This window comes from Sphingomonas sp. Leaf67 (assembly GCF_001421965.1).
Taxonomy (GTDB): Bacteria; Pseudomonadota; Alphaproteobacteria; order Sphingomonadales; family Sphingomonadaceae; genus Sphingomonas.
In genome coordinates this window covers 109,313-133,018 of sequence record NZ_LMLP01000012.1, presented here as the reverse complement: position 1 = coordinate 133,018, position 23,706 = coordinate 109,313, and the positions used below count along the sequence as shown (strand labels likewise).

19 protein-coding genes and 1 riboswitch are annotated in these 23,706 nt (G+C 65.5%); of the genes, 7 read left to right on the top strand and 12 right to left on the bottom strand.

Going from position 1 to position 23,706, the window contains the following annotated elements:
- Window positions 1–83: 83 nt before the first annotated feature.
- Window positions 84–160: riboswitch (Fluoride riboswitch) on the top strand.
- Between the two features lie 23 nt (window positions 161–183).
- The 3 genes from ASE90_RS08260 to ASE90_RS19655 are packed head-to-tail and all read left to right on the top strand — an operon-like array spanning window position 184 to window position 2,096.
- Window positions 184–1,542 (top strand): voltage-gated chloride channel family protein, encoded by a 1,359-nt coding sequence (locus ASE90_RS08260; protein ID WP_055998749.1) that lies wholly within the window; start codon window positions 184–186, stop codon window positions 1,540–1,542.
- A gap of 26 nt (window positions 1,543–1,568) precedes the next feature.
- Window positions 1,569–1,799 carry a DUF190 domain-containing protein gene (locus ASE90_RS08255; protein WP_235512280.1) on the top strand — a complete coding sequence of 77 codons (231 nt, stop codon included), beginning with the start codon at window positions 1,569–1,571 and terminating at the stop codon, window positions 1,797–1,799.
- Window positions 1,800–1,817: 18 nt separating this feature from the next.
- Complete coding sequence (locus ASE90_RS19655) at window positions 1,818–2,096, top strand: hypothetical protein (RefSeq protein WP_147453200.1); 279 nt, start codon at window positions 1,818–1,820, stop codon at window positions 2,094–2,096.
- Between the two features lie 163 nt (window positions 2,097–2,259).
- Here ASE90_RS19655 and ASE90_RS08250 read toward each other — a convergent pair whose 3' ends face one another.
- From ASE90_RS08250 to ASE90_RS08220, 7 genes are all read right to left on the bottom strand, one after another.
- Window positions 2,260–4,674 carry an AAA family ATPase gene (locus ASE90_RS08250; protein ID WP_055998747.1) on the bottom strand — a complete coding sequence of 805 codons (2,415 nt, stop codon included), beginning with the start codon at window positions 4,672–4,674 and terminating at the stop codon, window positions 2,260–2,262.
- Window positions 4,671–5,258, bottom strand: coding sequence for a hypothetical protein (locus ASE90_RS08245; RefSeq protein ID WP_055998745.1), 588 nt, complete (start codon window positions 5,256–5,258; stop codon window positions 4,671–4,673). The genes ASE90_RS08250 and ASE90_RS08245 overlap by 4 nt, the downstream gene beginning before the upstream one ends.
- An 11-nt stretch (window positions 5,259–5,269) precedes the next feature.
- Window positions 5,270–7,003 carry a hypothetical protein gene (locus tag ASE90_RS08240; protein ID WP_055998743.1) on the bottom strand — a complete coding sequence of 578 codons (1,734 nt, stop codon included), beginning with the start codon at window positions 7,001–7,003 and terminating at the stop codon, window positions 5,270–5,272.
- A 224-nt stretch (window positions 7,004–7,227) separates the two neighbouring features.
- Window positions 7,228–8,589: a hypothetical protein gene (locus ASE90_RS08235; protein ID WP_055998741.1), complete on the bottom strand. Its 1,362-nt coding sequence runs from the start codon at window positions 8,587–8,589 to the stop codon at window positions 7,228–7,230.
- Between the two features lie 673 nt (window positions 8,590–9,262).
- Window positions 9,263–10,153 (bottom strand): glycosyltransferase, encoded by an 891-nt coding sequence (locus ASE90_RS08230; RefSeq protein ID WP_055998739.1) that lies wholly within the window; start codon window positions 10,151–10,153, stop codon window positions 9,263–9,265.
- 251 nt (window positions 10,154–10,404) lie between these two features.
- A complete protein-coding gene (locus tag ASE90_RS08225) occupies window positions 10,405–10,905 on the bottom strand; it encodes an RcnB family protein (protein WP_055998737.1) in 501 nt (166 codons plus the stop codon).
- A gap of 173 nt (window positions 10,906–11,078) precedes the next feature.
- Window positions 11,079–11,555, bottom strand: a complete 477-nt coding sequence (locus ASE90_RS08220; RefSeq protein ID WP_055999205.1) for an outer membrane protein assembly factor BamE — start codon at window positions 11,553–11,555, stop codon at window positions 11,079–11,081.
- A gap of 116 nt (window positions 11,556–11,671) precedes the next feature.
- Between ASE90_RS08220 and ASE90_RS08215 the strand changes: the two genes are divergently transcribed.
- Together ASE90_RS08215 and ASE90_RS08210 are read left to right on the top strand one after the other, a co-directional pair.
- The gene (locus ASE90_RS08215) at window positions 11,672–12,184 is read left to right on the top strand and encodes a ubiquinol-cytochrome C chaperone family protein (protein WP_055998735.1); all 513 of its coding nucleotides are present in this window, start codon (window positions 11,672–11,674) and stop codon (window positions 12,182–12,184) included.
- Window positions 12,181–12,699, top strand: coding sequence for a YceD family protein (locus ASE90_RS08210; RefSeq protein ID WP_055998733.1), 519 nt, complete (start codon window positions 12,181–12,183; stop codon window positions 12,697–12,699). The genes ASE90_RS08215 and ASE90_RS08210 overlap by 4 nt, the downstream gene beginning before the upstream one ends.
- Window positions 12,700–12,702: 3 nt before the next feature.
- Here ASE90_RS08210 and ASE90_RS08205 read toward each other — a convergent pair whose 3' ends face one another.
- Window positions 12,703–13,314, bottom strand: a complete 612-nt coding sequence (locus ASE90_RS08205) for a TetR/AcrR family transcriptional regulator (protein WP_055998731.1) — start codon at window positions 13,312–13,314, stop codon at window positions 12,703–12,705.
- A 115-nt stretch (window positions 13,315–13,429) separates the two neighbouring features.
- Here ASE90_RS08205 and ASE90_RS08200 point away from each other — a divergent pair, with 115 nt between their 5' ends.
- The gene (locus tag ASE90_RS08200) at window positions 13,430–15,667 is read left to right on the top strand and encodes a TonB-dependent receptor (protein ID WP_055998729.1); all 2,238 of its coding nucleotides are present in this window, start codon (window positions 13,430–13,432) and stop codon (window positions 15,665–15,667) included.
- A gap of 144 nt (window positions 15,668–15,811) precedes the next feature.
- Window positions 15,812–17,038 (top strand): spinster family MFS transporter, encoded by a 1,227-nt coding sequence (locus ASE90_RS08195; RefSeq protein WP_235531721.1) that lies wholly within the window; start codon window positions 15,812–15,814, stop codon window positions 17,036–17,038.
- 330 nt (window positions 17,039–17,368) lie between these two features.
- On the opposite strand, the gene ASE90_RS08190 is transcribed toward ASE90_RS08195, so the two are convergent.
- The 4 genes from ASE90_RS08190 to pheS all read right to left on the bottom strand — a co-directional run bounded on the left by ASE90_RS08190 (window position 17,369) and on the right by pheS (window position 23,652).
- Window positions 17,369–18,940, bottom strand: a complete 1,572-nt coding sequence (locus ASE90_RS08190) for a peptide chain release factor 3 (RefSeq protein WP_055998725.1) — start codon at window positions 18,938–18,940, stop codon at window positions 17,369–17,371.
- 319 nt (window positions 18,941–19,259) lie between these two features.
- A complete protein-coding gene (locus ASE90_RS08185; RefSeq protein ID WP_055998723.1) occupies window positions 19,260–20,129 on the bottom strand; it encodes an aldose 1-epimerase family protein in 870 nt (289 codons plus the stop codon).
- Window positions 20,126–22,489 (bottom strand): phenylalanine--tRNA ligase subunit beta, encoded by a 2,364-nt coding sequence (gene pheT, locus ASE90_RS08180; protein ID WP_055998721.1) that lies wholly within the window; start codon window positions 22,487–22,489, stop codon window positions 20,126–20,128. The genes ASE90_RS08185 and pheT overlap by 4 nt, the downstream gene beginning before the upstream one ends.
- Window positions 22,486–23,652 (bottom strand): phenylalanine--tRNA ligase subunit alpha, encoded by a 1,167-nt coding sequence (gene pheS / locus ASE90_RS08175; protein WP_200910849.1) that lies wholly within the window; start codon window positions 23,650–23,652, stop codon window positions 22,486–22,488. The genes pheT and pheS overlap by 4 nt, the downstream gene beginning before the upstream one ends.
- Window positions 23,653–23,706 lie beyond the last annotated feature (54 nt).

Below are 23,706 nucleotides of genomic sequence, written 5' to 3'. Positions count from 1 at the left end.
AGCCAATTATTGATCCTCAGCAAAACAATGGTCTCATCGTGACCCTGCCGTTGGTTGACCAGGTCGCCGTCGGACAGCATATGCTCAGGCAAGGCGATGGATTTCCGCCGGGCCATTCGGCCGAACCGCCCTCGCAAGGGCCGATGATTCCTACCAGGCGCCGCAAGGCAGCAAGGAGGAATCGTGCGCGCGACATTTCGCAATCTCTACGACCAGTTCAACATGGCAGCGTTCATTCGCGATCGCCGCACCCATGCCATGTCGGTGCTGCGGTGGGCTTTGATCCTGATCCCGATGGCCGCAACGGTGGGAACGCTCTGCGCAGCCTTCCTGTGGAGCCTCGATGCCGTGACCCGGCTTCGCTTTGCCTTTCCCTGGCTGCTCTACCTGCTGCCGATCGGCGGGTTCATGGTCGGACTGCTCTACCATCTGACAGGGCGCTCGGTCGAAGGCGGTAACAACCTCATCGTCGAGCAAATCCATGAACCAGGGGGCGGTGTGCCGCTGCGCATGGCCCCGCTCATCTTCTTCGGCACGGTCGTGACGCACCTGTTCGGGGGATCGGCGGGGCGTGAAGGCACCGCCGTGCAATTGGGCGGCAGCCTTTCCAGCGGCTTCGGCCGCGCACTCAAGCTGGATGCGGAAGCGACACGCATCCTGCTGATGACCGGAATCGCGGCGGGCTTCGGCGCGGTCTTCGGGACGCCGATCGCGGGCGCGGTCTTCGCGCTGGAGGTCCTGGCGATCGGCCGGGTCGAGTATCGTGCGCTAGTGCCATGCCTGGTCGCGGCACTGGTGGGTGACTGGACCTGTCTTTCCTGGGGCATTCATCACGGCGCCTACCTTGTCGATGCGACAGTGCCGGTCGACGCTCTAATTGTCATCAAGGCTGGCGTCGCGGGCGTCGTATTCGGGTTGGTCGGACTAGCTTTTGCGGAGGCCAATCATGCGCTTGGCGGATGGCTGAAGCGCATGGTGCCTTATGGCCCACTACGACCCGTCATCGGGGGCGTGGCCGTGATCGCACTGGTCGGGCTGTTCGGCACGCGGGACTATCTCGGTCTGGGCACGCTGGCGGCGACGCCGGACGGCCTGACCATCGCCAGCTTCTTTGGTCCCGACACCCATCCATGGAGCGGGGCGTTGAAGCTGCTCTTCACCGTCGTCACCCTGAGCACTGGCTTCAAGGGCGGAGAGGTGACACCGCTGTTCTTCATCGGCGCGGCGCTCGGCAATGCACTCGCGCCCATGTTCGGAGTCCCGACGGGGGTCTTCGCGGCGATCGGCTTCGTTGCGCTGTTCGCGGGTGCTGCCAACACGCCGCTTGCCTGCACGTTCATGGGGATCGAGTTGTTCGGGGCGGCCTATGCTGTGCCGATCGCGGTCGCATGCTTCGTCGCCTACCTTTGCTCGGGTCATAACGGCATTTATCTGTCGCAGCGCGTCGCAGTCCCCAAGGTGCCTGCTGCGCACCTCACACCCGATGCGACCCTGCGTGATGCCCGCACGCACGGTGCTTCCCGCCGACGCTCGCGCGTCTGATCCTGCTTCCTATCGAAAGGCCCGTTATGCCTGATCGTTTCAACGTCCAGCACCGCGAGGTTGGAATGCTGCGCATCTATTTGAAGCCGTCTGACAAGGTCGGCCCACGTCGCTTCTGGGGTGCGAAACCTTTTTATCGCGAGCTGATCCGCACCGCGAAGGCGGACGGCATCATCAACGCCGTCGCGCAGAACATGCATTACGGCTCCAGCAATCGCGGCCCAGCGGCTTTCAACCGTTCCGATCCTGAAAGCTGACTGGCAGGAAAGTCCCCAATGTCGGTCACCACGGTCCGCGCCGGAAGCGAGGTGAACAAATGGCCGCTTCCGGGAAAGCGCTCGGTCAAGCTGAACGTCGGGAACTGGGTCGGGAGCCGTCCGGCAGCTGTCGGTCAGGCAGACCCAGTTGGCGACCTTCGCGGCGCCTTTAGCGCGCCCCGAAAGCGGCCGCTGGTTCACGTGCTGCTGGGCAGCTGGAATTGGGCCGCAAGCAGACTGGCGGCTTGTGATCAATCGAAGTGGCAGAAGCAGACATTAGCAGTGGTGCGCGACTAGCTCTGACCGGATCGGCGGCCAGTATCTCGTTGCAATAAACTCGGACATCTTCGACCGACTGACGCTGCCGGCCGCGTCCGATAAGCAAGCGCGTGTGCTAATCCACGCGTCTATCGGACGATGGCGAGCAAGGCGGATTGTTCGGCTTCAGATTCGACTGACGTCAGGCTGCGACAGCGACGATCTTTGGACGTTCGCGATATCCGTGGCGGGCCGTATTGTAGCGCGTCTTGCCGCCCGAGGTCCGCTCCAGCTCGATCGTGATCAACTCGTCGGTCGGAAACGCCGGGCTCATTTCGAGCGCGAGATAGTCGAACAGCGCTCTGTCGTGGACCGCGACGATGATCTGCCGCCCATGCTCCTTCGACAGGGTCCGCAGCAGCGCCGCGAAATGCGCGATGTGGACGTCGTCCATCGACTGGACGGGATCGTCCAGGACCAGCCAAGGCAGTTTCGGCTGCACCGAGAGGTGGAGCGCCAGAAAAAGCGTCAGCGCGGCGGTATTGAGGTTGCCGGAGCTGAGCATCACGCCCGGAGAGCCGCCATCGTTCCCGGAACGGTGCATCGTGCGGAGGACAGGCCGGATCCGGCCACCCTTTCCGACGGGCACGTCAAACACCGGGACGAACTCCTCGTCAGGCGCCAGACGCACGAAGAGATCCCGCCAAAGCGTGTTCAGCTTGTCGTTGAACACCTCCGCGACCACCCTCGTGCGAGCTTCGGCGGCCGCGTCAGCGATCCTCCCGACGCTGCGGCGGATCGCCGTGGTCGCGCGGAAGGCGTCATCTGCACGCTTTTTAGCCGAGACCTGCGACCGCAGCTTCGCATCGAGCTCGACTCGCTCCGCAGTCATAGACGTGAGCTCCCGCTGCACAGTCGACGCTATGGTTTCCTGCTCGATCCAGGCCGTCAGGCGCGCGCGTCGTCCCCCCAATTCCCGGGTCATAAAGGCCAGCCGGTCAGTCGAGGAATTCGTCCGTGCGGACACGATTCCCAGCTGATCCTCAAGCGCCGCGACGTCTTTGGACAGCAGGTCGTCCTCGACGTCGGAACGCGACCAACCCACGGCCAGTCTGACAGCCTCCGCCTGCTGACGAAGCAAGGATCCGCCCTCCCTCGCGATTGAAAGCAGCTCAGACGCCTCCGCGACCAATCCGGTTAGCGCGGCTGCAGCTGCCTGATCCTCCAACCGCCGACTCTCGCTCGGCAGCTGTGCAACGAGCAGCTCACGTTCGCGACCGATCTCGGCGATCGTTGCTGTCAGCGAGGTCCGCCGACCCGTAGCCTCCGCCAAACGCGAGGCGGCGGACGTGATCAACTGGATTCGCTTACGCACAGCTTCGGCGAGCGGCGTCTCGGAGACCTCCCCGTAATCTCGCCCACACACAGGGCAGTCGTCGCCATGGATGTGCGGAATGACGGTCGACAGCGCAGCCGCCAGATCGGGAGCCTGGCGCCCGAGTTCGGATATCTCGCGGTCGAGATCATCCGTCGTGGTCTTCGCCGAAACCAATTCGTCATCCAGCTCCTTCAGCCGGCGCTCCGCATCCTTAGCCTTTGCGACTGCCGCAGCTGCCGCGTTCGAAAGCGTCTTGAGCTGGTTCGCCAGGCGGGCGATGTCGGCGCCGACATCTGCAGTGATGCCGGTCGGGACATCCGGGACGTGACTGACCACTGCAAGCAGAAGGCGCTGGATGCGGTCGGAATTGGCCGTAAGCCAGTCCGCTGCTTCGGCTTCCCTCCTTCGTGCCGTGGCAACGACCTCCTCGCGGCCGGCGCCAGCGCGATCGGCTCGGATCCGGGCGGATGAGCGCGTCAGCTCCTCGATGCGCCGGATTTGGTCGTCAAACACCGAGACGGCCAATCTCGTCGACTCCGCAGTCTGCCCCTCTTCACCGCCGATCTCGAGCATTCCGGCCCGGATTCGATCCAGCCGTTCCCGCACATCCGCGATCCGCGCGTCGAGCCGCTTAAGATCTAAAGTGGCCTCCGCGACGGACCGCGCCAAGGCCTCGCGCCGGTCCTCAAGCGTCCGATAGGTCGGCGCCAGCGGCCTGAGATTTCTGGCGTCTCGGGCGGGCTGTAAGCCGCGCTGCAGAGCGTCGAGCCGATCAAGGCCCAAGAGTTCCGCCGCGAACTGGGACAGCGGCGTGTCGATGCTTGCGTCGTCGCCACCGTAGATCGCAAGGAGCTGGCTCAACGTGGTCTGCGCCAGATAGCACCGCTCACTGTAGAAGCGTGCCGCCTGCTCGCTCAGCCCACCCTGGGTCCGCGTCGTTCCGCGGGCCAGCCGGATGTCGGTGTCTCGGAACTCGTCACCCAGGCCATCCACGCGCAGGCTGATCAGACCTTCGCCGGTGGTGTAGTTGGCGAGCTCCTTGCGATAGCTCTTGTCGGCACGCTCGAGCGATGGGACCGAGCCCGTGAGCGCAAGCTCGAGTGCCGACAGCAAGCTCGTCTTGCCCGCGCCGTTGTGCCCGTGGATCAGGACCATCGGCGCATCGAGGCGCAGCGACAACGGCGCGTTGATGCTACGGAACCCGTCGATGGCGATCGATTTGAGGCGAGGCCCGGTCATGCGGATGCAAGCCCTGGCGCCGTCGCCGCCTCGATCGCGCGCGCAAGCACGCGCCGGACCTCGTCCTCCCCACGCAGCGACGCCGCGAGCAGCTGCTCTGCGAGGCGGGCATCCGGGGTGCCTTCCATTTGCCGCTCAAGCTGCCCGAGCGGATCAGCCACCAAAGCGTCCTCGCCAAGCCTGGCGTCCAGCGGCAGCAGGACCCGCAGGCGATCGTCAAGCGGCGGCGCGCCATCGGCGCCATCCAGTGTGGCCTTCGACACGGTGAGCACCCGGCACGACCGCGTCATCTCGTCCACGGTCTCCGACGGTATCGGGGGGCCGACGAGAATCGCCGTCACGACCACGCGCCAATTGGCGACGTCGAGCGCCATTGTCAGCGCCTCCAGCCTCTGGCGCGTCCGAACCCCGCGCTCACCGATCGCCTCCTTGTCGTCGGTATCAACGACGACGACGAGGTCGGAGCCGCGTTCCTTCCTGCCAGTGAAGACCGCCGGGAAGTCGAACGTAACGGACGCCACCTTGAACCGACCGCCGACGCGCTCGTAGTTAGCCTTCTCCAAACGTTCGCAGACGCGCGTCACAGGGCCGCTTGTCACAGCGCAGCCTCCTCGAGGAACCGTTGCTCAAGCATGCCCAAGTCTACGCTTTCGCCGATCAGCTGTCGAACGCTGACGTGCCGCGCACCGGTCGAAGCGATTCCGCTTGGCGACCGTCGCGAGCGCAACGCGGTGCGCATATAAACCTCGTTGCTGTGCACGATGATGGTGTCCTTGTCGTCGAGCGCGCCGTCGGCCGCGAGCTGCAGCACCGCATCGGAGCCGCCTACGAATGTTACCTTTTTCGCAGTGGCATTGTCGTATGCCGCCTTGACGACGAGCGCGCCGTCCGCAGCGCCTCCGTCGGTAGTCAACACTGAGGCTTGCCCGGATTTTACGAGACGACCGATCAGCGCCAACGCGGTGGCGGCCTCGTCGAGGCCCGACTGCGCTAGGTTCCCGTCACCCATCATGGCGGTCCTGCGAAGCGGACTGATGCCCGCGTAGGTCTGGGAGCCGACCGGCGGAACCTCGCCCTTACGGAAGAGTGCCACTGATCGGCTCCAGGCGGCGATGGCGGTGGTAAGGAAGACGCCCAGCTGCTTCCGGTCGGCCGGTGCCCCCATCGCCGAAAGGTCCCGCAGATGCTCGATTCCGAGGAGCAGGTCCCCCCGCTCCTGGGGCTGCAGACCCGCCGTGCACCGCTCGGCGAGCGCGCATAGCTTGTCGGCGACAACGTGGAATGCCAGCGCAGGTAAAGCGGTCCGTGGCCTCGCTCGCAACAACGCGGCGGCAAGAATCTCCTGCTCGTGCGCATCGAAGTCGTCGCCGTAGATCACCTCGAGCACGGTGCGTTGCGGACCACCGAGCTGATCTTCGCAGAAGACGTGCGGCTGGGCCGTCGGTGCTACCGGCCAATGCCAGGCATGCACGGCCTTCGCCCTCGAGAAGACGTCCTTCAGGTTGCCGTCTTGGAGTGACAACCCGACGACCAGTGCCCGGCGGTTTGTAGCCATCCGCACGACCTCGCGCCGAAGCGGATCGTCAACGTTCGGCCAGTCGATGATGTCGCGTTCCGCGCCCACGAGGAACGGCCTGAACGCATCGGGGTCCGCCATGCAGGCAACGGCGCAGCCATGAAACTTCAGTAGCGTGGCGGCCGCGACGGGCTCCCGGATATCGTCCGGGTTGACGACCTTGCGCAGGATGCCCTGGCGACCAGTAGCACTCAGGCGATCAACGGCTACCTCGATGAGACCGTCCCAGTTTCCGGACGCGATCTCGGTCACAGCCCCTTCGAGCACCAGCAGGGCGATGGAAAGGTGCTCAACGTCGGGATCGTTCAGCGAACCATATTTTTCACGGACGTCGACCGCTGCCCAGAGAAGGTAGTCTTTTTCCTTTCCCGGCACCCTAAGGTTCAGCATCTCCGAATATCGGTTGCGCAGGCCCTCCGCGATCGCCTGCGCATCGGGCCAGGCGTTGAATGCGACGTCCAGTGGCAGTGCTTGCACAGCTGCTTGGTCCATCCCGAGCAGTTCACGCATGATTCGCTCAAGGGTCGCGCGGTATGGGTCGCCAGCATCGGTGGGATCGAGTTCGGAGCGGAGATGCTCGATCAGGTCCGCTGCCAACACGGCTAGGTCGGGAGCCCTCTCCCGGGAAATCCCCGAACCCACCCATAGCGCGAACTCGCCTTCCGCAACCGCCTTGGCGACCGCGGCGAAATGCTCCTCGATCAATTCAAGCGTGCCGTGAAGGTCGACGGTATCCGCCGGTATTTGATTCAACGCTACTATGGTCGAGCCCCGATCGTTTAATTTCCGCAGTCAGACCTTCAGTTAGCCACAGAGAAGTTCGGCACTCAACATCTTCGTGCGCCAATTGTAACGGGTGAAAATCGCCACCGGAATGGACTGATCTTCGACGCGCCTGCCAAGTTCGCTCATCAGCACCACCAAACTGCGAAGCACCGTGCGAGACTCGCCGGCGAAAGCCGACGTTCCGCCCACCTTCAGCCGCCCTGCTCTGACCCCGATCCTGGCGATTTGAACATGCGCCTCGGCGTCTTGCGGTAGAAGTCGAACTGGTACGCCGAGGATCGCCGGGGCCGCAGCCTCACCCAGGGATCCTTCAACTCGTCGGCTGAGAACCTGTTGTCGATGTCGAGCCCGGTCTTGCTCTCGTCGACGAAGAAGTCACCCGGCCCGAGATCGTCGAGTTCGTAGCCATTCGCGAAGATCCTGATGCGGCGCACCTTCCTTGCGAACGAGCGGCTCACGAAAGGCAGTGTGTCCGCATCCTGCAGGTCGCGCAACTTGATCCCGCGCTCATGCGGGAAGCTGACGCCGTGCCGCTCCTTGCGGTAGCTGATCGTGATCCCGGCCACCTCGTCAATCCCGACCGAGCTCCCGCCGCCATGGGTCTCGAACGCGGGCAGCTCGGTCGTCGGCCCATCGACGTCACCTTCCCCATCGGTGGCTCCCTTATCGCCCTCGGCCCCCAGTTCCGCGCGTCGCAGCCGTTCCATGTCGAACCTCCTCTCCCACTGGGCGAATGCGATGCCGTGACGGATGCCTGCAACCTGAGGGGTGAACGGGGTGTCAGTGGCCTCCCGGAAACGGTTCGACAGGTCGGAGGAGCCGAACAGTATCGCCCAGATCCCGTTCGTGACCTCGGTCAGATAGACGAGCATGAAGGCTCGGTAGTGGCCGATCTCGTTGGCGGGGTAGGTCCGATCCAGGTCGAAGCGGACGTGCAGCCCGGTTAGCAGATCCCCGGCCTCTGCCAGGAAGGTGAGCCGCGCCAGCGCCTCGTCGACGCGCTGGAACCCCGTCGTCACCACGGCTTGGATGCCTTCGCTGTACTGCGCGAGGAAGCTCGCCTGCTCGGCCTCGGAAAGCGGTATCCGCAGGTGCTCGAAGCGGATGAAGAAGCCGGAAGGTTGATCCAGCGCGATGCGGAGCCGCTCGCGGTCGATAACGTCGCAGTCGCTGAACCCATTCGCCCGTGCGTGGCGCTCCATCTCATCGCGGTCGCCTGCGGTTAGGGCGACGTTGGTCATGAACACAAACATCGCGTCCGCCCGGTCCAGCGGCGCCGCAGCAACGTCGGCCTCGAACTTCTTCCTGATCTTACGGCGCTCAGGCGCGGAGTCGCTGGCGCGGTTGACGAAGCCTATCGCGCCGAACGCGCGGCCGCCAGCCGAGAGCTTCGCCTCCAGGTCGCGGCCGCCGTCGGGACCACCGGCCGGCTGGCGCGGCCTGACGTCAATGAACCGTCGGTCTGTCGCGAGGATGGCAAGGCACATGCGCTCGCGGGCGAGCTGATTGCCGTCGAGATAGCTTCGCAGGTGCTGGTCAGTCTCGAATGGCATAAAGTCACTCTGATCGCCTCATGCCTTGAAAGGCAACCTTTTGATCGAACGTCGCGACCGCTTTCGGCCTACAGAGCCAGCGATCCTAATGATCGGAATTGGGGCGCATAGCTGCCTACCGACCGACCCTGAATGAACGGCCGCTACCGCCTCCGCTTTCTCCAAAGCGGTTAGGCGGCTCTCCACCATTTCCAGCAAAAAGGATCAATATGCGGATGTAACAACCAAACTGTTTTGACGCCAAGGCGGCATAGCGAGTTATGCCCTTATCGCCGTTTGGCTGCAGCCTTGACGCTGCGCTGACGTGGCTTGTTGTGTGTCGTAGAAGAGTTGGCGTCAGCCTTCGTTTCTCCCACAGCCGTGGTCTTCGGGGCAGGGACCGGGGCTTTGATTTCTGGGCAAGCTGGACGCGGTAAGGGTTAGGACAACTGGCTTTTCGATCAACTCACGTCGGACTGCCTTGATAACCTCACCGATCCATTGGGCGGCATTGAGATACGTGCCGTCTCTGCTCGACCAGCCCTTCAGGTGGCATGCCATCCCTAGGTCTGGCCGCCAAAACTCATCAGTTGCGATTCGGGCTTTGACTGAAAGGCACCAACTTCACCGCCAAAGTGCCACTTCACACCCAGTTTTCGGTAAGGACCTGGGGTCCATGCAATAATTATGTTGATTATAATTGTTGATAACGCCCCGATTTCAAACCGATTTTATTCTCGATCGGCATAACACTTTTGACGCTATAATGGGGCTTATCTTGAGCTCGTGATAATTCATAATCCTCGGTCAGGCTGGCATCGTCGAACGGCAAACCGCCACGCGGCTCGGCGATCCGCGCCAGCATCGAGGTCGATATCGCGCAGCCGACCCCGGCGAACGGCAACCCCGCGCCCAGCGCATCGCGCACCGGCAATTGCCGCCCATGCGATTCGGCGAATTCATCGATATAATGGCCCGATACCCAGCGCGACGCCGGATCGGGCAGCGGCAGCACCGGGATCTGCACCGCATCGGCGCGGCGCAGCAGATGATCGTACAGCCGCAGCTCGCCGGGATGCACCACATCCTCCGCATCGTGCAGGACGATCGCGGTGAACGCCCTGCCCTCCGCCGCGCCATCGGCCAGCACCGCCCGCCACAGCGCGTTGAGGCAATCGGCCTTGGTGGTCGGGCCGGGATGCGGGTTCAGGACCAGCCGGACGCGCGCGTCCTGTGCCGCCACCGCCGTGATCGCATCGATCGTCGCCCGGTCGTTGGGATAGGCACCGGCATAGAGCCGCCAGTCGGGATGATCGAACCGGCCCAGCGTCGCGCGCAGCATCGCGCCGATGACCGCCGCCTCGTCCCATGCCGGCACCAGCACCGCGATCCGCCCGCAACAGGTCGCGACCGGGAAATCGGCCATGACCGGCACCCCCGATCGACGCCACCGCATGCGGATCGCCCGCACGATATAGGCGAGGTCGACCGCCAGATCGTCGATCCCGCCGATCAGAAATCCGATCGCGGCAAACAACATGGTTTCGCGCGCGATCCCGTCGATCCACGCGATCGCCGCGTCCATGACAGCCCCCGATATGCCCCGGCCGCGACGCTAGTCGGCGGCGCGGCGGATCGGCAAGCGGGCTCAGACTAAGGCATGAGTGGGATGGTCAACTATTTGTGCACTGCAATTGAACCCTTGCGAGTCCCGGACGTTCGCAAAAACGGTCCTAAATCCCCTTTCGGGACTGGTGCCCCTGCGCACCGGCCGCGCCGAGCGTACCGACGGCGCGGCCGAACCGCGGGCCGGGCATAAGGCCCAGCCCGTTGTTTTTACCGATAGAAATTACGGACTACGTCGATTACCCGCCCACGCCGGGCATCGACCAGCACGACGTCGTCATAGTGACGGACCCAGCGCTGATACCCGCGCGCGGGCGGCAGGCGATAACGGCCGGGATCCTTCACCCAATAACGCTGTCCATAAAAGGGACGCCCGATCGCCGCGCCGGGGCGAAATGCCTGATAGCGGAACGGCGCGTTCCAGTTGCCGCGCGCATACGTTCCGCGATGCGCGCCGTGCCCCGCGTCGCGCCGCCACTGCCGCTCGTGCAGCGTCTGGCGATAATCGGCACGGGCGCGTTCCAGATCGCGGCGTTCGTCGCGGATGTCGCGGCGGTCGCCGTAGCGCAGCGCCTGTCGATATTCGTGCCGGGCATCCTGAAAGTCGGCCCGGTCGCGCCGCAATTCGCGCATCGATTGTGCGGCGGCCGGTGCCGCCATGGTCGGTACGGCCACCGTCGCGGCCAGCACGGCTAGAATGATATTACGCATATACGCTCTCCCGTCATCGGTTGATGAGGACGGAATGGGCGATTCGCGCTGAACGATCGGCGAATGCGGTTGTCAGCGTTCCGAAAGACTTGGGCGGAAGCGATCGTCCACGCCCTGTACCGTCATCCCCGCCCGCGCGGGGATGACGCAGAAGGACGCTCGCCCTTCAGCCCTTACTGCTGGCCTGGCCCCGGCCCACCCGTGCCCGGCGCACCGACGGTGCCGATATTGCCGAACAGGTCGCTGAAGAAGTTCGATTCGCGGCCCAGCGTTGGCGTCTTCTTGTCCGACGGGCTGATCCCGACGACCTGATCGACGCCGGTCCGGTCGATCTTGGTCACGTTGCCGGCCTGATCGAACGTGATCTTCAGCGTCGTCTGGTCGACGGCGCGCGGGCGGTTGAACGCCAGATTGCGGCTGTCGCGCGACAGATAGAACCATTCGCGGTCCGAAAACTGCCCGACGAAGGTCGGCGTACCCAGCGTTTGCAGCACCGACTGGCGGGTATCGACGCCCGGTTGCACCGCGTTGACCAGATCGGGATCGATCACATAGCCCTGATGGCTGCGCAGCTTCGTGCAGCCTCCCAGGCCCGCCGCGGCACAGGCGATCATCAGCGCCACTGCGCCACGGGTGGGGAAGCGAACCATAAAATCTCCGTCCAGCGAACGCGCGACCGGGCCACACCCGATTGCATCGCGCGGCCACGCGTTCAATATGACGGACCCGCGCCATCCACAAGCGCGCCCTTGCCTGCCGGAGAACCATGCGTCTGCCTCGCCTGTTCCGTCGTGCGCCGCCCCCACGGGTCGCCGCCACCCTGTACGACGCGGTCGTCGCGCGCGGGCGGCAACCTGCATGGTATCTCGACGGACAGGTGCCCGACACGCTCGACGGCCGGTTCGACATGATCGCCGCCATCCTGTCGATGGTCATGCTCCGGCTGGAGGGCGAGGGGGCAGGGGCCGCGCCAGCCGCGTCGCTCGCCGAATGTTTCGTGGACGACATGGACGGACAGCTTCGCCAGATCGGCTTTGGCGACATGGTCGTCGGCAAGCATATCGGGCGGATGATGGCGATGCTCGGCGGGCGGATCGGTGCGTATCGCGACGGGCTGGCCGACGGTTCGTTCGAATCGGCGCTGGTCCGCAACCTGTATCGCGGCGTCGAACCCGATGCCCATGCGCTCGTGTACGTCGCGGCGCATCTGCGCCGGCTGCGCGCAGCGCTCGACGCCGTGTCGGTCGATGATCTTCTTGCCGGAAAGCTGCCCGAATGACCCCTGAATTCCACCGCCCCGTCCGCATCGACCAGATCGGGGAGGGCGAAATCCGCCAGCATATCGCCGCCGATGCCGACGAACGCCGCCGGCTGATGGGGCGATTCGGCCTGCTCGCGCTCGATTCGCTCGAAGCGGACTACAGCCTGCACCGCGACGCCGGCGGCATCGTCGCCACCGGCCGTCTGAACGCACAGGTCGCGCAACCCTGCGTCGCCAGCGGCGAACCAGTGCCCGAATCGGTCGACGAACCCTTCACCCTACGCTTCCTGCCCGAAGGCAGCGTCGATGGTGGCGAGTTCGAACTCGACGACGAAGCGATGGACACGATGTTCTATGCTGGTGGGTCGATCGATATGGGCGAGGCCGCGGCCGAAACGCTGGCACTGGCGCTCGATCCCTATCCACGCAGCCCCCGTGCCGAGGAAGTGCTGCGCACCGCCGGCGTGCTGAAGGAAGAAGAGGCGGGGCCGCTGTCGCCGCTGGGTGCGCTGAAGGATCTGCTGAAGAAGTAACGCTCAGGCGAGGCCACGCGCCAGCAGCACGGCGACCGCATCGGCCACCGCCTCCGGCGTCCGATCCTCGTCCCACACGCCGTAGCGCAGCCCCAGAAACACGTTCATGCCCATGATCGCCCAGGCATGGACCTCCGACACGTCGCCCGAAACCTCGCCGCGATCCGCCGCTGCGCGCAGCCGGGCGGCGATGCGGTCGGCGGTCGTCGAATAATGAAGCCGAAAGCTGGCCGGATCGACGAATTCGGCTTCGTCGATGATGCGGTAGATTTCCTTGTGCGCCCGCACGAAGCGGATGAACTCCAGCAGTCCGGCGCGCTCCGCCGCGATCTGCCCATCGGCTTGCGCGATCGCCGGGGCGACATGATCGCGCACCTGTGCCGACATATCGGCGACCAGTGCGCGGAACACCGCGTCCTTCGACTCGAAATAGGTGTAGAAACTGCCCAGCGCCACGCCGGCCCGCCGCGTGATCGCGCTGATCGATCCTTCGTGAAATCCGTTTTCCCCGAATTCGGCGGCGGCGGCGTCGAGGATCGCGCGACGGGTGCGGCGGCCGCGTTCGGTGCGCGGCGTCTTGTCGTCGTCGGTGCTGCTCGCGCCCGTGTCGGCCATAAAACATGCTCTCCCGGTCCGGGCATAAGTTGAAACCCGGTTCAGCTTTCAGTATAGCCAAGCACAACGACGTACAACCCGGCCAACGGGTGGCGTCCATGACAGGGAGAGGTCGATGCGTCGCACGTTCGGAATCCGCGCGGGTTTGTTGCTGGGGGCGGCGCTGGTCGCATCGCCCGTACTGGCGCAAACCACCGAAACACCACCCGAAACTCCCGCCGAATCGGCGTCGGTGGTCGAGGATCAGGGCGACGGCGACATCGTCGTCACCGCCCGCCGCCGCGCGGAAAGCGTCATCGACGTGCCGATTGCGATGTCGGTGGTGACCGGCGACCAACTGACCCGCAGCGGCGCGGTCGACATCACCGCGTTGCAGGACAAGACGCCCAACCTGACGCTGCAGATCGCGCGCGGTTCGAACTCCACGCTGATCGCGTTCAGCCGCGGCGTCGGGCAGCAGGACCCGCTCTGGGGCTTCGAACCGGGCGTCGGCCTCTATCTCGACGACGTCTATGTCGCCCGGCCGCAGGGCGCGGTGCTCGACATCTTCGACGTGGAGCGGGTCGAGGTGCTGCGCGGGCCGCAGGGCACGCTCTATGGCCGCAACACCATCGGCGGCGCGATCAAATATGTGACGAGGCGGCTGGGCCATGACTTTGCCGGTGCCGCGCGCGCATCCTATGGCGCGTACAACCAGTTCGACCTGATCGGGCAGGTGACGGTGCCGATCGGCGATACGCTGTCGATCGGCGGCGCGGTCGCGCGGTACAAGCGCGACGGGTATGGCCGGAACCTGACCACCGGTGCCGACCAATATGACAAGGACGTGCTGGCCGCGCGCGTCTCGGCTGAATGGACGCCGAGCGACAGCATCTTCGTGCGCGTCGCCGGCGACCGGACGCTCGACCGGTCGAACCCGCGCCACGGCACCCGGCTGCTGGGGAACGGCACCGATCCGCGCTATGCGCCGACCGCCAGCGTGTACGACACCCGCGCCGGGGTCGGCGATCGCAACCGGGTGGTGGCGCAGGGGCTGTCGCTGACCGGCGAGTTCCGGCTGTCCGACCTGCTCACCTTCAAATCGATCAGCGCCTACCGCGAAGGGGCGACCAACACCGTCATCGATTTCGACAATACCGCATTGCCGACGCTCGACGTGCCCGCCGAATATGACGACTGGCAATTCACCCAGGAACTGCAACTGTTGATCGAGGGGGAGCGGGTGCAGGGCGTCGTCGGCCTCTATTACCTCAACGCCGACGCGTCGGGCGCGTTCGACACTGTGCTCGGCGGCCTCAACCTGACCACGCTGACCTCGGGACAGGTACGGACCAGGAGCTATGCCGCGTTCGGCGACGTCAGCTACGACCTGACCGACCGGCTGAAGATCTCGGCGGGCCTGCGCTATACCAGGGACGACAAGACCGGCACGGTATTCCGCCGCAACTATACCGGCATCCGCAGCCCGGCGTTCGGCAATGCCGCTGCGGTGGCCGGCCTGATCCGCACCGATTACACCAACGACCGCAGTTTCGACCAGTTCACCCCGCGCGTCTCGATCGCGTACGAACCGCGGCAGGATCTGAACCTGTATGCGTCGTGGGGCAGGGGGTTCAAATCGGGCGGGTTCGACATGCGCGGCGACGCGGTGTTCACGCCGACGACGGTGGGTGGCTATGATCCTGAAAAGATCACCAGCTATGAAATCGGCATGAAGGACGCGTTCCTCGACCGCACCCTGTTCCTGAACATGGCCGGCTATTATTCGCGCTACACCGATCAACAGGTCACGATTCAGGTGCCCAATGTGAATGGCGGCATCGCCAGCTTCGTCGACAATGCCGGCAAGGCGGATATCTACGGGCTGGAGATCGAGGGGCGGATGGTCCCGTCGCGCAGTTTCTCGGCACAGGTGTCGTTCGGCTATACCAATGCCGATTATAAGCAATTCCTGACCTTTATCGGCGGCGGCACCACGCCGGTGGACGTGTCGAACCAGCGCGTGTTCCAGAATACGCCCGAATTCACCGCCGCGGCATCGTTCACCGCCTCGACCGACCTTGCCGGTGGTTCGCTGTCGGTGACGCCCGAAGTCACGCTGCGCAGCGATTACGCCTTGTTCGAAATCCCGACCCCTGCGCTCGATCAGGACGGCTATGCGCTGGTCAACGCCTCGGCCAACTGGCTTTCGGGGAGCGGCCGCTACCGCCTCGGCGTCGCGCTGCGCAACCTGACCGACCAACGCTATCGGGTAGGGGGCTACAACTTCCCCGGCGCGCTCTTCGGCAATTCGATCATCGGCTATTACGGCCCGCCGCGCACCGCGACCGCGACGTTCGAGGTCCGCTTCTAAATCCTCCCCGGCACGGGGAGGGGGACCAGCGAAGCTGGTGGAGGGGGCTGTCCCCAATCGCAACTCTGGTGGAGGTGGCGACCCCCCTCCACCATGCTACGCATGGTCCCCCTCCCCGTGCCGGGGAGGAACTTGAGTAACCGCATGAAAAATCCCCGCATTACCCTCGCCATGCTGTTGCTGGTCTACAGCTTCAACTTCCTCGATCGGCAAATTCTCGCGATCCTCGCCCAACCGGTCCAGCGCGATCTCGGCCTCGACGACGGGCAAATGGGGATGCTCGGCGGCCTCGCCTTTGCCGCGCTCTATTCGACGCTGGCGATCCCCTTGGCGCTGATCGCCGATCGTACCAGCCGCACCTGGGTCATCACGCTCAGCCTTGCCGTATGGAGTGCCTTCACCGCACTGTGCGGCACCGCGCAGAACTTCACCCAGATGTTCCTGTACCGGTTGGGCGTAGGGGTAGGGGAGGCGGGCGGCGTCGCCCCCTCCTATGCGCTGATCGCCGATACCTTTCCCCCCGAACGGCGCGCCCGCGCGCTCGCCATCTATTCGCTTGGTATTCCGCTGGGCGCGGCGGGCGGCGTCCTGCTCGGCGGCTATATCGCGCAGGCGGTCGAATGGCGCACCGCCTTCTACGCGGTCGGGCTGGCGGGCATCGTCATCGCGCCGTTTTTCCGCCTGTTGGTAAAGGACCCGCCGCGCGCCGCCGTGGCCGCCGATCGCATCCCGGTCGGCCGCGTCTTCGGCATTCTCGCGCGCAAACCCAGTTTCTGGCTGCTCGCCTTCGGCGCGGCGGCGGGGTCGATGTGCGGCTATGGCGTCGGTTTCTGGATGCCCAGCCTGATGATGCGCAGTTTCGGCCTCGACCTGATCCAGACTGGCCAGTTCTTCGGTGCGCTGCTGCTGACTGGCGGGGTGGCCGGCATCCTGCTCGGCGGTTCGCTCGGCGACCGGCTCGGCGCCCGTAACAAGCGCTGGTACGCCCTGCTGCCCGCGCTCTGCTATGTGCTCGGCACGCCGTTGTTCATTGCCGGGACGTTGTCGAACGGCTGGCTCGCGGCGTTCGCCCTGTTCGTGGTGCCGCAGGCGCTGGTCTATGTCTGGCTCGGCCCGGTGCTGACCGCCGTCCAGCATCTGGTACCGGCGCATATGCGCGCCACCGCCTCGGCCTGTTTTCTGCTCATCAACAACCTGATCGGGCTGGGGCTGGGGAGCTGGGTGGTCGGCCAACTGTCGAAGGGCCTTGCTCCAACCTATGGCAGCGAATCGCTCCGCTACGCCATCGCGGCGGCGCTGTGCCTGTATCTGGTCGCCGGTGCCCTGATGGCGCTTGCCAGCCGCCGGTTGGAGCGTGACTGGGTCGCATGATGGGGTTCACGCGAAGGCGCGAAGAACGCGAAGAACGCGAAGAAGGGTAGATTTCGCGCAGAGACGCAGAGACGCGGAGGGCCTTCCACCCGCAACCCGGGGCTCGACCCGGAGTCCCGCTTCTCCTTCTACGCCCGGCCAAAAGAAGAAGCGGGACCCCGGATCAAGTCCGGGGCGACGCGTGGGCGGGGTATGGCGACTTCATCATATGCCGCGCCAGCGGCTCTCATCTGGCGCTCGGCTGCGCAGGGCACCGGCTCGCACGACCGCAACCCTCCGCATCTCGGCGCGAACTTCTACCCTTCGTGCCTTCGTGCCTTCGCGTGAACCCTACCGCTCGCGCGTCGCCGCGAACGTCACCTTGGAATACCGGTCGGCAATATACCCGACCTCCCACGCGCTCTTCGCCAGGAACACCGGGTTCCCGTCGCGATCCTTGGCCATTGCGGACCGATGCAGATCGGTGAACGCCTTCAGGTCGGTCGGATCGCCCGCCGAAATCCAGCGCGCGGTTTCGAACGGCGCCATTTCCAGCCCCGCCGCGACCTTGTATTCGACCTCCAGCCGGCTCAGCAGCACTTCGAGCTGCAACTGCCCGACCACGCCGATCACCCAGTTCGACCCGATATCGGGATAGAAGACCTGCGTGACGCCTTCCTCGGCCATGTCGTCCAAGGCTTTCCGCAACTGTTTGGTCTTGGTCGGGTCCTTCAGCACCACGCGGCGCAGGATTTCCGGCGCGAAGTTCGGCAGGCCGGTGAAGCGGACATCGGCCCGTTCCGACAACGTATCGCCCACCCGCAGCGTGCCATGGTTGGGAATCCCGATGATATCGCCCGGATAGGCTTCGTCGGCCAGTTCGCGTTCGCGCGCGAAGAACAGGATCGGCGAATGGATCGCGATCGGCTTGCCATGGCCCGTGGGCGTCAGCTTCATGCCGCGTTTGAAGACCCCCGAACACAGCCGCATGAACGCGATCCGGTCGCGGTGATTGGGGTCCATGTTCGCCTGCACCTTGAACACGAACCCGGTCACGCGGTCGTCGGTCGGGTCGACCGGGGCCGGCTCGGCGGGCTGCGGGCGGGGCGGGGGGGCGTGGCGCGCGATCGCGTCGATCAGCGAATCGACGCCGAATTCTTTCAATGCCGATCCGAAATAGACCGGGGTCAGATCGCCCGCGCGATACGCCCCGACATCGAAGCTCGCATAGCCGCCGGTCGCCAGCTCGGCCTCTTCGCGCAGCCGCTCTGCCCCCTCCGGCGACAGCACCGAATCGATGCGATCGTCGTCCAGCCCGGTGAACTGTTCGACCTTGCCCTGAAAATCCTTGGTCCCGGCCTCGGGCTGCAACAGCCGGTTGTCGACCAGATCGTAAATCCCCTCAAACTGGCCGCCCATCCCCGCCGGCCACGTCATCGGGCACACGTCGAGTTGCAGCATGTCGGCGACTTCATCGAGCAACTCGAACGGGTCGCGCCCCTCGCGATCGACCTTGTTGACGAAGGTGATGATCGGCACGCTGCGCAACCGACACACTTCGAACAGCTTGCGGGTCTGCGGCTCGATGCCTTTCGCCGCGTCGATCACCATCACCGCCGAATCGACCGCGGTCAGCGTGCGATAGGTATCTTCGCTGAAATCCTCGTGGCCCGGCGTGTCGAGCAGGTTGAAGGTGAGGCCATTGCGTTCGAACGTCATCACCGACGACGTGACCGAAATCCCGCGCTGCTGCTCGATCTTCATCCAGTCCGATCGCGCGCGCCGGGCGGCCCCACGTGCCTTCACCTCGCCCGCCAGATGGATCGCGCCGCCGAACAGCAGCAGCTTTTCGGTCAGCGTGGTCTTGCCGGCGTCGGGATGGGAAATGATCGCAAAGGTGCGGCGATCGGAAATATGGTCCATCGCCGGCCTTTAGTGTGGGGCGGGGGAGGCGGCAAGTTTGGCTTCGTGCCACCGGGCAACGAAGAAGGCGGGTTCACGCGAAGGCGCGATGGCGCGGAGAGAAGAAGGAAGTGGTTCGCGCAGAGACGCCGAGACGCGGAGGAGTTGCGTGAGCGGTGAACCTCCGCCGGGAAAGCGGCCTTGTCGCTCATGCCAGCGAGCGGAGCGGTCTCCCGAACGCACCCGGTAGCAGCAATCGCAACCCCTCCGCGCCTCTGCGCCTCTGCGCGAAATCCAGCCTGATTTCTTCTCTTCGCGTCTCCGCGCCTTCGCGTGAAAATCAACTTTCCAACGTCACCGACATCGCCGCCCGATGCGACGCCCCCGGCGCGACCCGGTTGATCCCCGGCTTGTCGAAGATATCGCCCGCAAACCCCTCCGGGTCGGCTATCCCGTCCCACGGCTCGATACAGACGAAGCTGGCACCCGGCTTGGTCCAGATGCCCAGCTTCGGCATCCCCGGAAAATCGACCCGCAACTGCGGACCGTCTTCCGCCCCATACCGCACCCAGGTGCTTCGAACCGGATCGAAAACCAGCGCATCGCGCGCGAACAGATCGTCGGTCAGCGGCAACACCCGGTCCACCACCGAATCGGGCCGCCGCTCGGGCGCGATCGTCCCGTTGTCGGCAATCGCGGCGACGGTGCCAACTTCGGCATCCGAAAATACCATCCGATGGTCCGCCCGGTCGTGCCCGTACGGCAGCGGCCACGCGAATGCCGGATGAAAGCCGATGCTCGCCGGCAGGTCGCGGTCGCCCCTGTTGGTCACCGTCACCTCGGTATGGAGCGTCGCCCCCTCCAGCCGATGTTCCACGTGGAGCATGAATGCGAACGGATAGACGGCGCGCGTCTCTTCATCGTCGGTCAGTTCGAACCGTACGAATGTGTCGCTATGTGCAACCTTCGTAAACTTCCGCCGCCGTGCAAATCCGTGCTTGGCCATCGGATAGGTCGTGCCGTCGACGCGATATTCGTCGCCCTGCACCGCGCCGATGATCGGGAACAGGATCGGCGCATGGCCGGTCCAGTATGCCGGATCGGCATTGGTCATCAGCTCGCGGCCTTGCCGGTCCTTGATCGAATGCAGTTCGGCCCCCAGCGGTTCGACCGCCACGGTCAGCGTGCCATTGGTCAGGGTTACGGTCATGCGCGCAGGCTCCCGCCGATCTTGGTCGCCGCAGCGACGATCTTGTCCGACACCGCCTTCAATTCGGCATCGGTGAAGCTCTTCGCCCCCGGCTGCAACGTCACCTCGATGGCAAGGCTCTTGTGCCCCGGCTCGACGCCAGCGCCTGCGAACACGTCGAACAGCCGCGCATCGACGATCGCCGCCTTGTCCGCGCCGCGCACCGCCCGCACCAGCTGGTCGCCAGTCACGCTGTCGGCCACCACGAACGCGAAGTCGCGCGTCACCGCCTGCAACGCCGGCGGCGCATAGGCTCCGCGCATCGCGCCACCACCGCGCCTGGCCGGCAGCGCGTCGAGATACAGCTCGCCCGCGACCGTGCCGGCGGGCAGGTCGAACGCCTTGGCGATGGTCGGATGCAGCACGCCGAAGCTCGCCAGCACCGTCTTCGGCCCCAGCCGCAGCGTCGCCGACTGTCCGGGATGATAGACGTCGCCCGGCGCATCCATCACCTGCAGATTGCCGACCGGCGCACCCGCCGCCTCCAGCAGCGCGAGCAACTCACCCTTGGCATCGAACGCGTCGAAGCCCTGTGCCTTGCCCCCGCGCCACCCGCGTGGCGACCGTTCCCCCGCGAACACGATGCCCAGCGTCATCCGCTCGGCATCGGCCAGATAGCGCCGGCCGATCTCGAACAGCCGCACGCTCGACTGCCCGCGCTTCAGGTTGCGCGCCGCCGCGCTCAGCAATCCGGGCAACAGCGATGGCCGCATGATTCGCATATCGTTGGCGATCGGATTGACGACCTCCCACGCGCCGCCGCCGAAGGGTGCAGCCTCGTTCTCGGCGATGAAGCTCCACGTAATCGCCTCGGCCAGCCCGCGCGCCGCCGCCGCGCGCCGGATGCGGCGCTCCAGCTTCTGTTCCGGGGTCGCGGTCGGCACCGCCACCCCCGCCGGCCGGTCGAGCGGGGTCGAAGGGACCTTGTCGAGCCCCTCGATACGAATGACTTCCTCGACCAGATCGGCGGTCCCGTCGATATCGCGCCGCCACGACGGCACCATGACCTGCCAGCCATCGCCGACGATGAAGCCCAGCCGTTCGAGGATCTCGCGCTGGCGATCCTCGGCGACGTCCAGCCCGCCCAGCGTCGCGACGCGGCCGGGCTGATGGATGATCGTGCGCAGGTCGGTCGGCGGGGTGCCGGCCTTCGTCACGCCGCTGGCGGTCCCGCCGCACAATTGCAGCACGTAATCGGTCGCAATGGCCAGCCCGTCGTCGAGGAACGCCGGGTCGACCCCGCGTTCGAAGCGGGTGCGCGCATCGCTGGTCAGCGCCAGTTTCTGCCCCGTCCGCGCGATCGCTTGCGGATTGAAGTACGCGCATTCGATCAGCACGTCGGTGGTCGTGTCCGACACGCCCGAATGCTCGCCGCCCATGATGCCGCCAATGTCATGCACCGCCGCATCGTCGGCGATCACCGTCTCGCCGCCGGCCAGCAGGTACGACTTGCCGTTCAGCGCGACGACGCTCTCCCCCGCCTCCGCCTTGCGCGCGACCAGCCCGCCGGCCAGCTTGGCCATGTCATAGACGTGCAACGGCCGCCCGAGATCGAACATCACGTAATTGGTGATGTCGACCAGCGTCGAGATCGGCTTCTGCCCGATCGCGGTCAGCCGCTTGCGCATCCAGTCGGGCGACTCGCCATTGGTCAGCCCACGCACCGCCTGCGCGTAAAAGGCCGGACAGCCATCGGCGTCCTCGACCCGCACGTCGGGACCATCGCCTTCGCCCGCCACCACCGGCACCGCCAAGGGTTTCAGCGAACCATAGCCCGCCGCCGCCAGATCGCGTGCGATCCCGCGCACGCCCATGCAATCCTGCCGGTTGGGCGTGATGCTGACGTCGATGACCGGATCGTCCAATCCGGCATAGGCGGGGAAGGGGGTGCCGACCGGCGCATCATCGGGCAGCTCGATGATCCCGTCATGATCCTCGCCCAGCTCCAGTTCGCGGGTCGAACACATCATGCCGTTCGATTCGACGCCGCGGATCGCCGCGACCTTCAGCACCATGCCGTTGGCCGGAACGGTCGCGCCGGGCATCCCGAACACCCCGACCAGCCCCGCACGGGCATTGGGCGCACCGCACACCACCTGCAACGGACCGTCGCCGGCATCGACCGACAGTACCTGCAACTTGTCCGCCTGCGGATGCCGTTCGGCGCTCAGGACGCGGGCAACGCGGAACGCGGCCAGCTTCTCGCCCGGATTCTCGACGCCCTCGACCTCCAGCCCGATCCGGGTCAGCCCATCGAGGATCGTGTCGAGCGACGCATCGGTGTCGAGATGCTGCTGGAGCCAGCCATAGGTGAACTTCATGCCGTCACTCCCCCCGACAGCGTGGGAACGTCCAGCGCCGAGAATCCATAATGTTTCAACCAGCGCAGGTCGCCGTCGAAGAACGGGCGTAGATCGTCCATGCCGTATTTCAGCATCGCCAGCCGGTCGACGCCGGTGCCGAACGCAAAGCCCTGCCACTCGTTCGGGTCCAGCCCGCACGCCTCGATGACCTTGGGATGGACCATGCCGCTGCCCAACACTTCCATCCAGCCGCCATTGCCCTTGGCCGGATCACCGCCGACGACGCGCCGGCCCTTTTCCAGCGTATAGCCGATATCGACCTCCGCCGACGGTTCGGTGAACGGGAAATAGCTGGGGCGCAGGCGCAGCACGATGTCGTCGCGCTCGAAATAGGCTTTCAGGAACGTCTCCAGCGTCCATTTGAGATGCCCCATATGGATGCCGCGATCGATCACCAGCCCTTCGATCTGATGGAACATCGGCGTGTGGGTGGCATCGGAGTCGCTGCGATAGACCCGCCCCGGCGCGATGATGCGGATCGGGGGTTTCTGCGCCATCATCGTGCGAATCTGGACGGGGGAGGTGTGGGTCCGGAGCACGAACCGTTCCACGGTTCGGTCCTGCTCCGGACCGGCCGGCGGTGCGCCCGCACCGTCCGACGGCGCTTCGGCGCCGCCGGCCGCGCTTGCGCTGGTCTCGCCCTGCTGGCTTCGGCGCTGCGCGTAGAACGTATCATGCATCGCCCGTGCCGGATGCGTCTCCGGAATATTGAGCGCGGTGAAGTTGTGCCAGTCGTCCTCGATCTCCGGACCCGTCGCCACCGCGAAGCCCAGATCGGCGAAGATTTCGGCCAGCTCGTCCATGACCTGCGCGACCGGATGCACCCCGCCCGCCGCAGGCCGGTCGACCGGCAGCGTCAGGTCGACGCGCTCGCTCGCCAGCTTCGCTGCCAGCGCCCGCGCTTCCAGATCGGCCTTGCGCACGCCGATCGCATGCGTCACCGCCTCGCGCAGGGCGTGGATGCCGGGCGCCACGGTCTGGCGCTCCTCCGGCGACAGGGCACCGAGTGTCTTGAGCAGGCCGGTGATCGCCCCCTGCTTGCCCAGCGCATGAACCCGCACCGCCTCCAGCGCATCGATCCCTGCGGAAGCATCGATGGCGGCGAGCAGGTCGGCACGCATTTGGTCGAGATCGGGGGTCACGGTCGCTCCGGGTGTCGGGATAGGCGACCGGCT

What these genes read in the sequence shown, in the direction of transcription:
- ASE90_RS08205 (WP_055998731.1), bottom strand. Translation starts at nt 13,314, where the DNA reads ATGGCCGACACGGGCGCGAGCAGCACCGACGACGACAAGACGCCGCGC.
- ASE90_RS08255 (WP_235512280.1), top strand. Translation starts at nt 1,569, where the DNA reads ATGCCTGATCGTTTCAACGTCCAGCACCGCGAGGTTGGAATGCTGCGC.
- ASE90_RS08250 (WP_055998747.1), bottom strand. Translation starts at nt 4,674, where the DNA reads ATGACCGGGCCTCGCCTCAAATCGATCGCCATCGACGGGTTCCGTAGC.
- ASE90_RS08235 (WP_055998741.1), bottom strand. Translation starts at nt 8,589, where the DNA reads ATGCCATTCGAGACTGACCAGCACCTGCGAAGCTATCTCGACGGCAAT.
- ASE90_RS08200 (WP_055998729.1), top strand. Translation starts at nt 13,430, where the DNA reads ATGCGTCGCACGTTCGGAATCCGCGCGGGTTTGTTGCTGGGGGCGGCG.
- ASE90_RS08190 (WP_055998725.1), bottom strand. Translation starts at nt 18,940, where the DNA reads ATGGACCATATTTCCGATCGCCGCACCTTTGCGATCATTTCCCATCCC.
- ASE90_RS08185 (WP_055998723.1), bottom strand. Translation starts at nt 20,129, where the DNA reads ATGACCGTAACCCTGACCAATGGCACGCTGACCGTGGCGGTCGAACCG.
- pheS (WP_200910849.1), bottom strand. Translation starts at nt 23,652, where the DNA reads ATGCGTGCCGACCTGCTCGCCGCCATCGATGCTTCCGCAGGGATCGAT.
- ASE90_RS08230 (WP_055998739.1), bottom strand. Translation starts at nt 10,153, where the DNA reads ATGGACGCGGCGATCGCGTGGATCGACGGGATCGCGCGCGAAACCATG.
- ASE90_RS08220 (WP_055999205.1), bottom strand. Translation starts at nt 11,555, where the DNA reads ATGGTTCGCTTCCCCACCCGTGGCGCAGTGGCGCTGATGATCGCCTGT.
- ASE90_RS08215 (WP_055998735.1), top strand. Translation starts at nt 11,672, where the DNA reads ATGCGTCTGCCTCGCCTGTTCCGTCGTGCGCCGCCCCCACGGGTCGCC.
- ASE90_RS08195 (WP_235531721.1), top strand. Translation starts at nt 15,812, where the DNA reads ATGAAAAATCCCCGCATTACCCTCGCCATGCTGTTGCTGGTCTACAGC.
- pheT (WP_055998721.1), bottom strand. Translation starts at nt 22,489, where the DNA reads ATGAAGTTCACCTATGGCTGGCTCCAGCAGCATCTCGACACCGATGCG.
- ASE90_RS19655 (WP_147453200.1), top strand. Translation starts at nt 1,818, where the DNA reads ATGTCGGTCACCACGGTCCGCGCCGGAAGCGAGGTGAACAAATGGCCG.
- ASE90_RS08210 (WP_055998733.1), top strand. Translation starts at nt 12,181, where the DNA reads ATGACCCCTGAATTCCACCGCCCCGTCCGCATCGACCAGATCGGGGAG.
- ASE90_RS08225 (WP_055998737.1), bottom strand. Translation starts at nt 10,905, where the DNA reads ATGCGTAATATCATTCTAGCCGTGCTGGCCGCGACGGTGGCCGTACCG.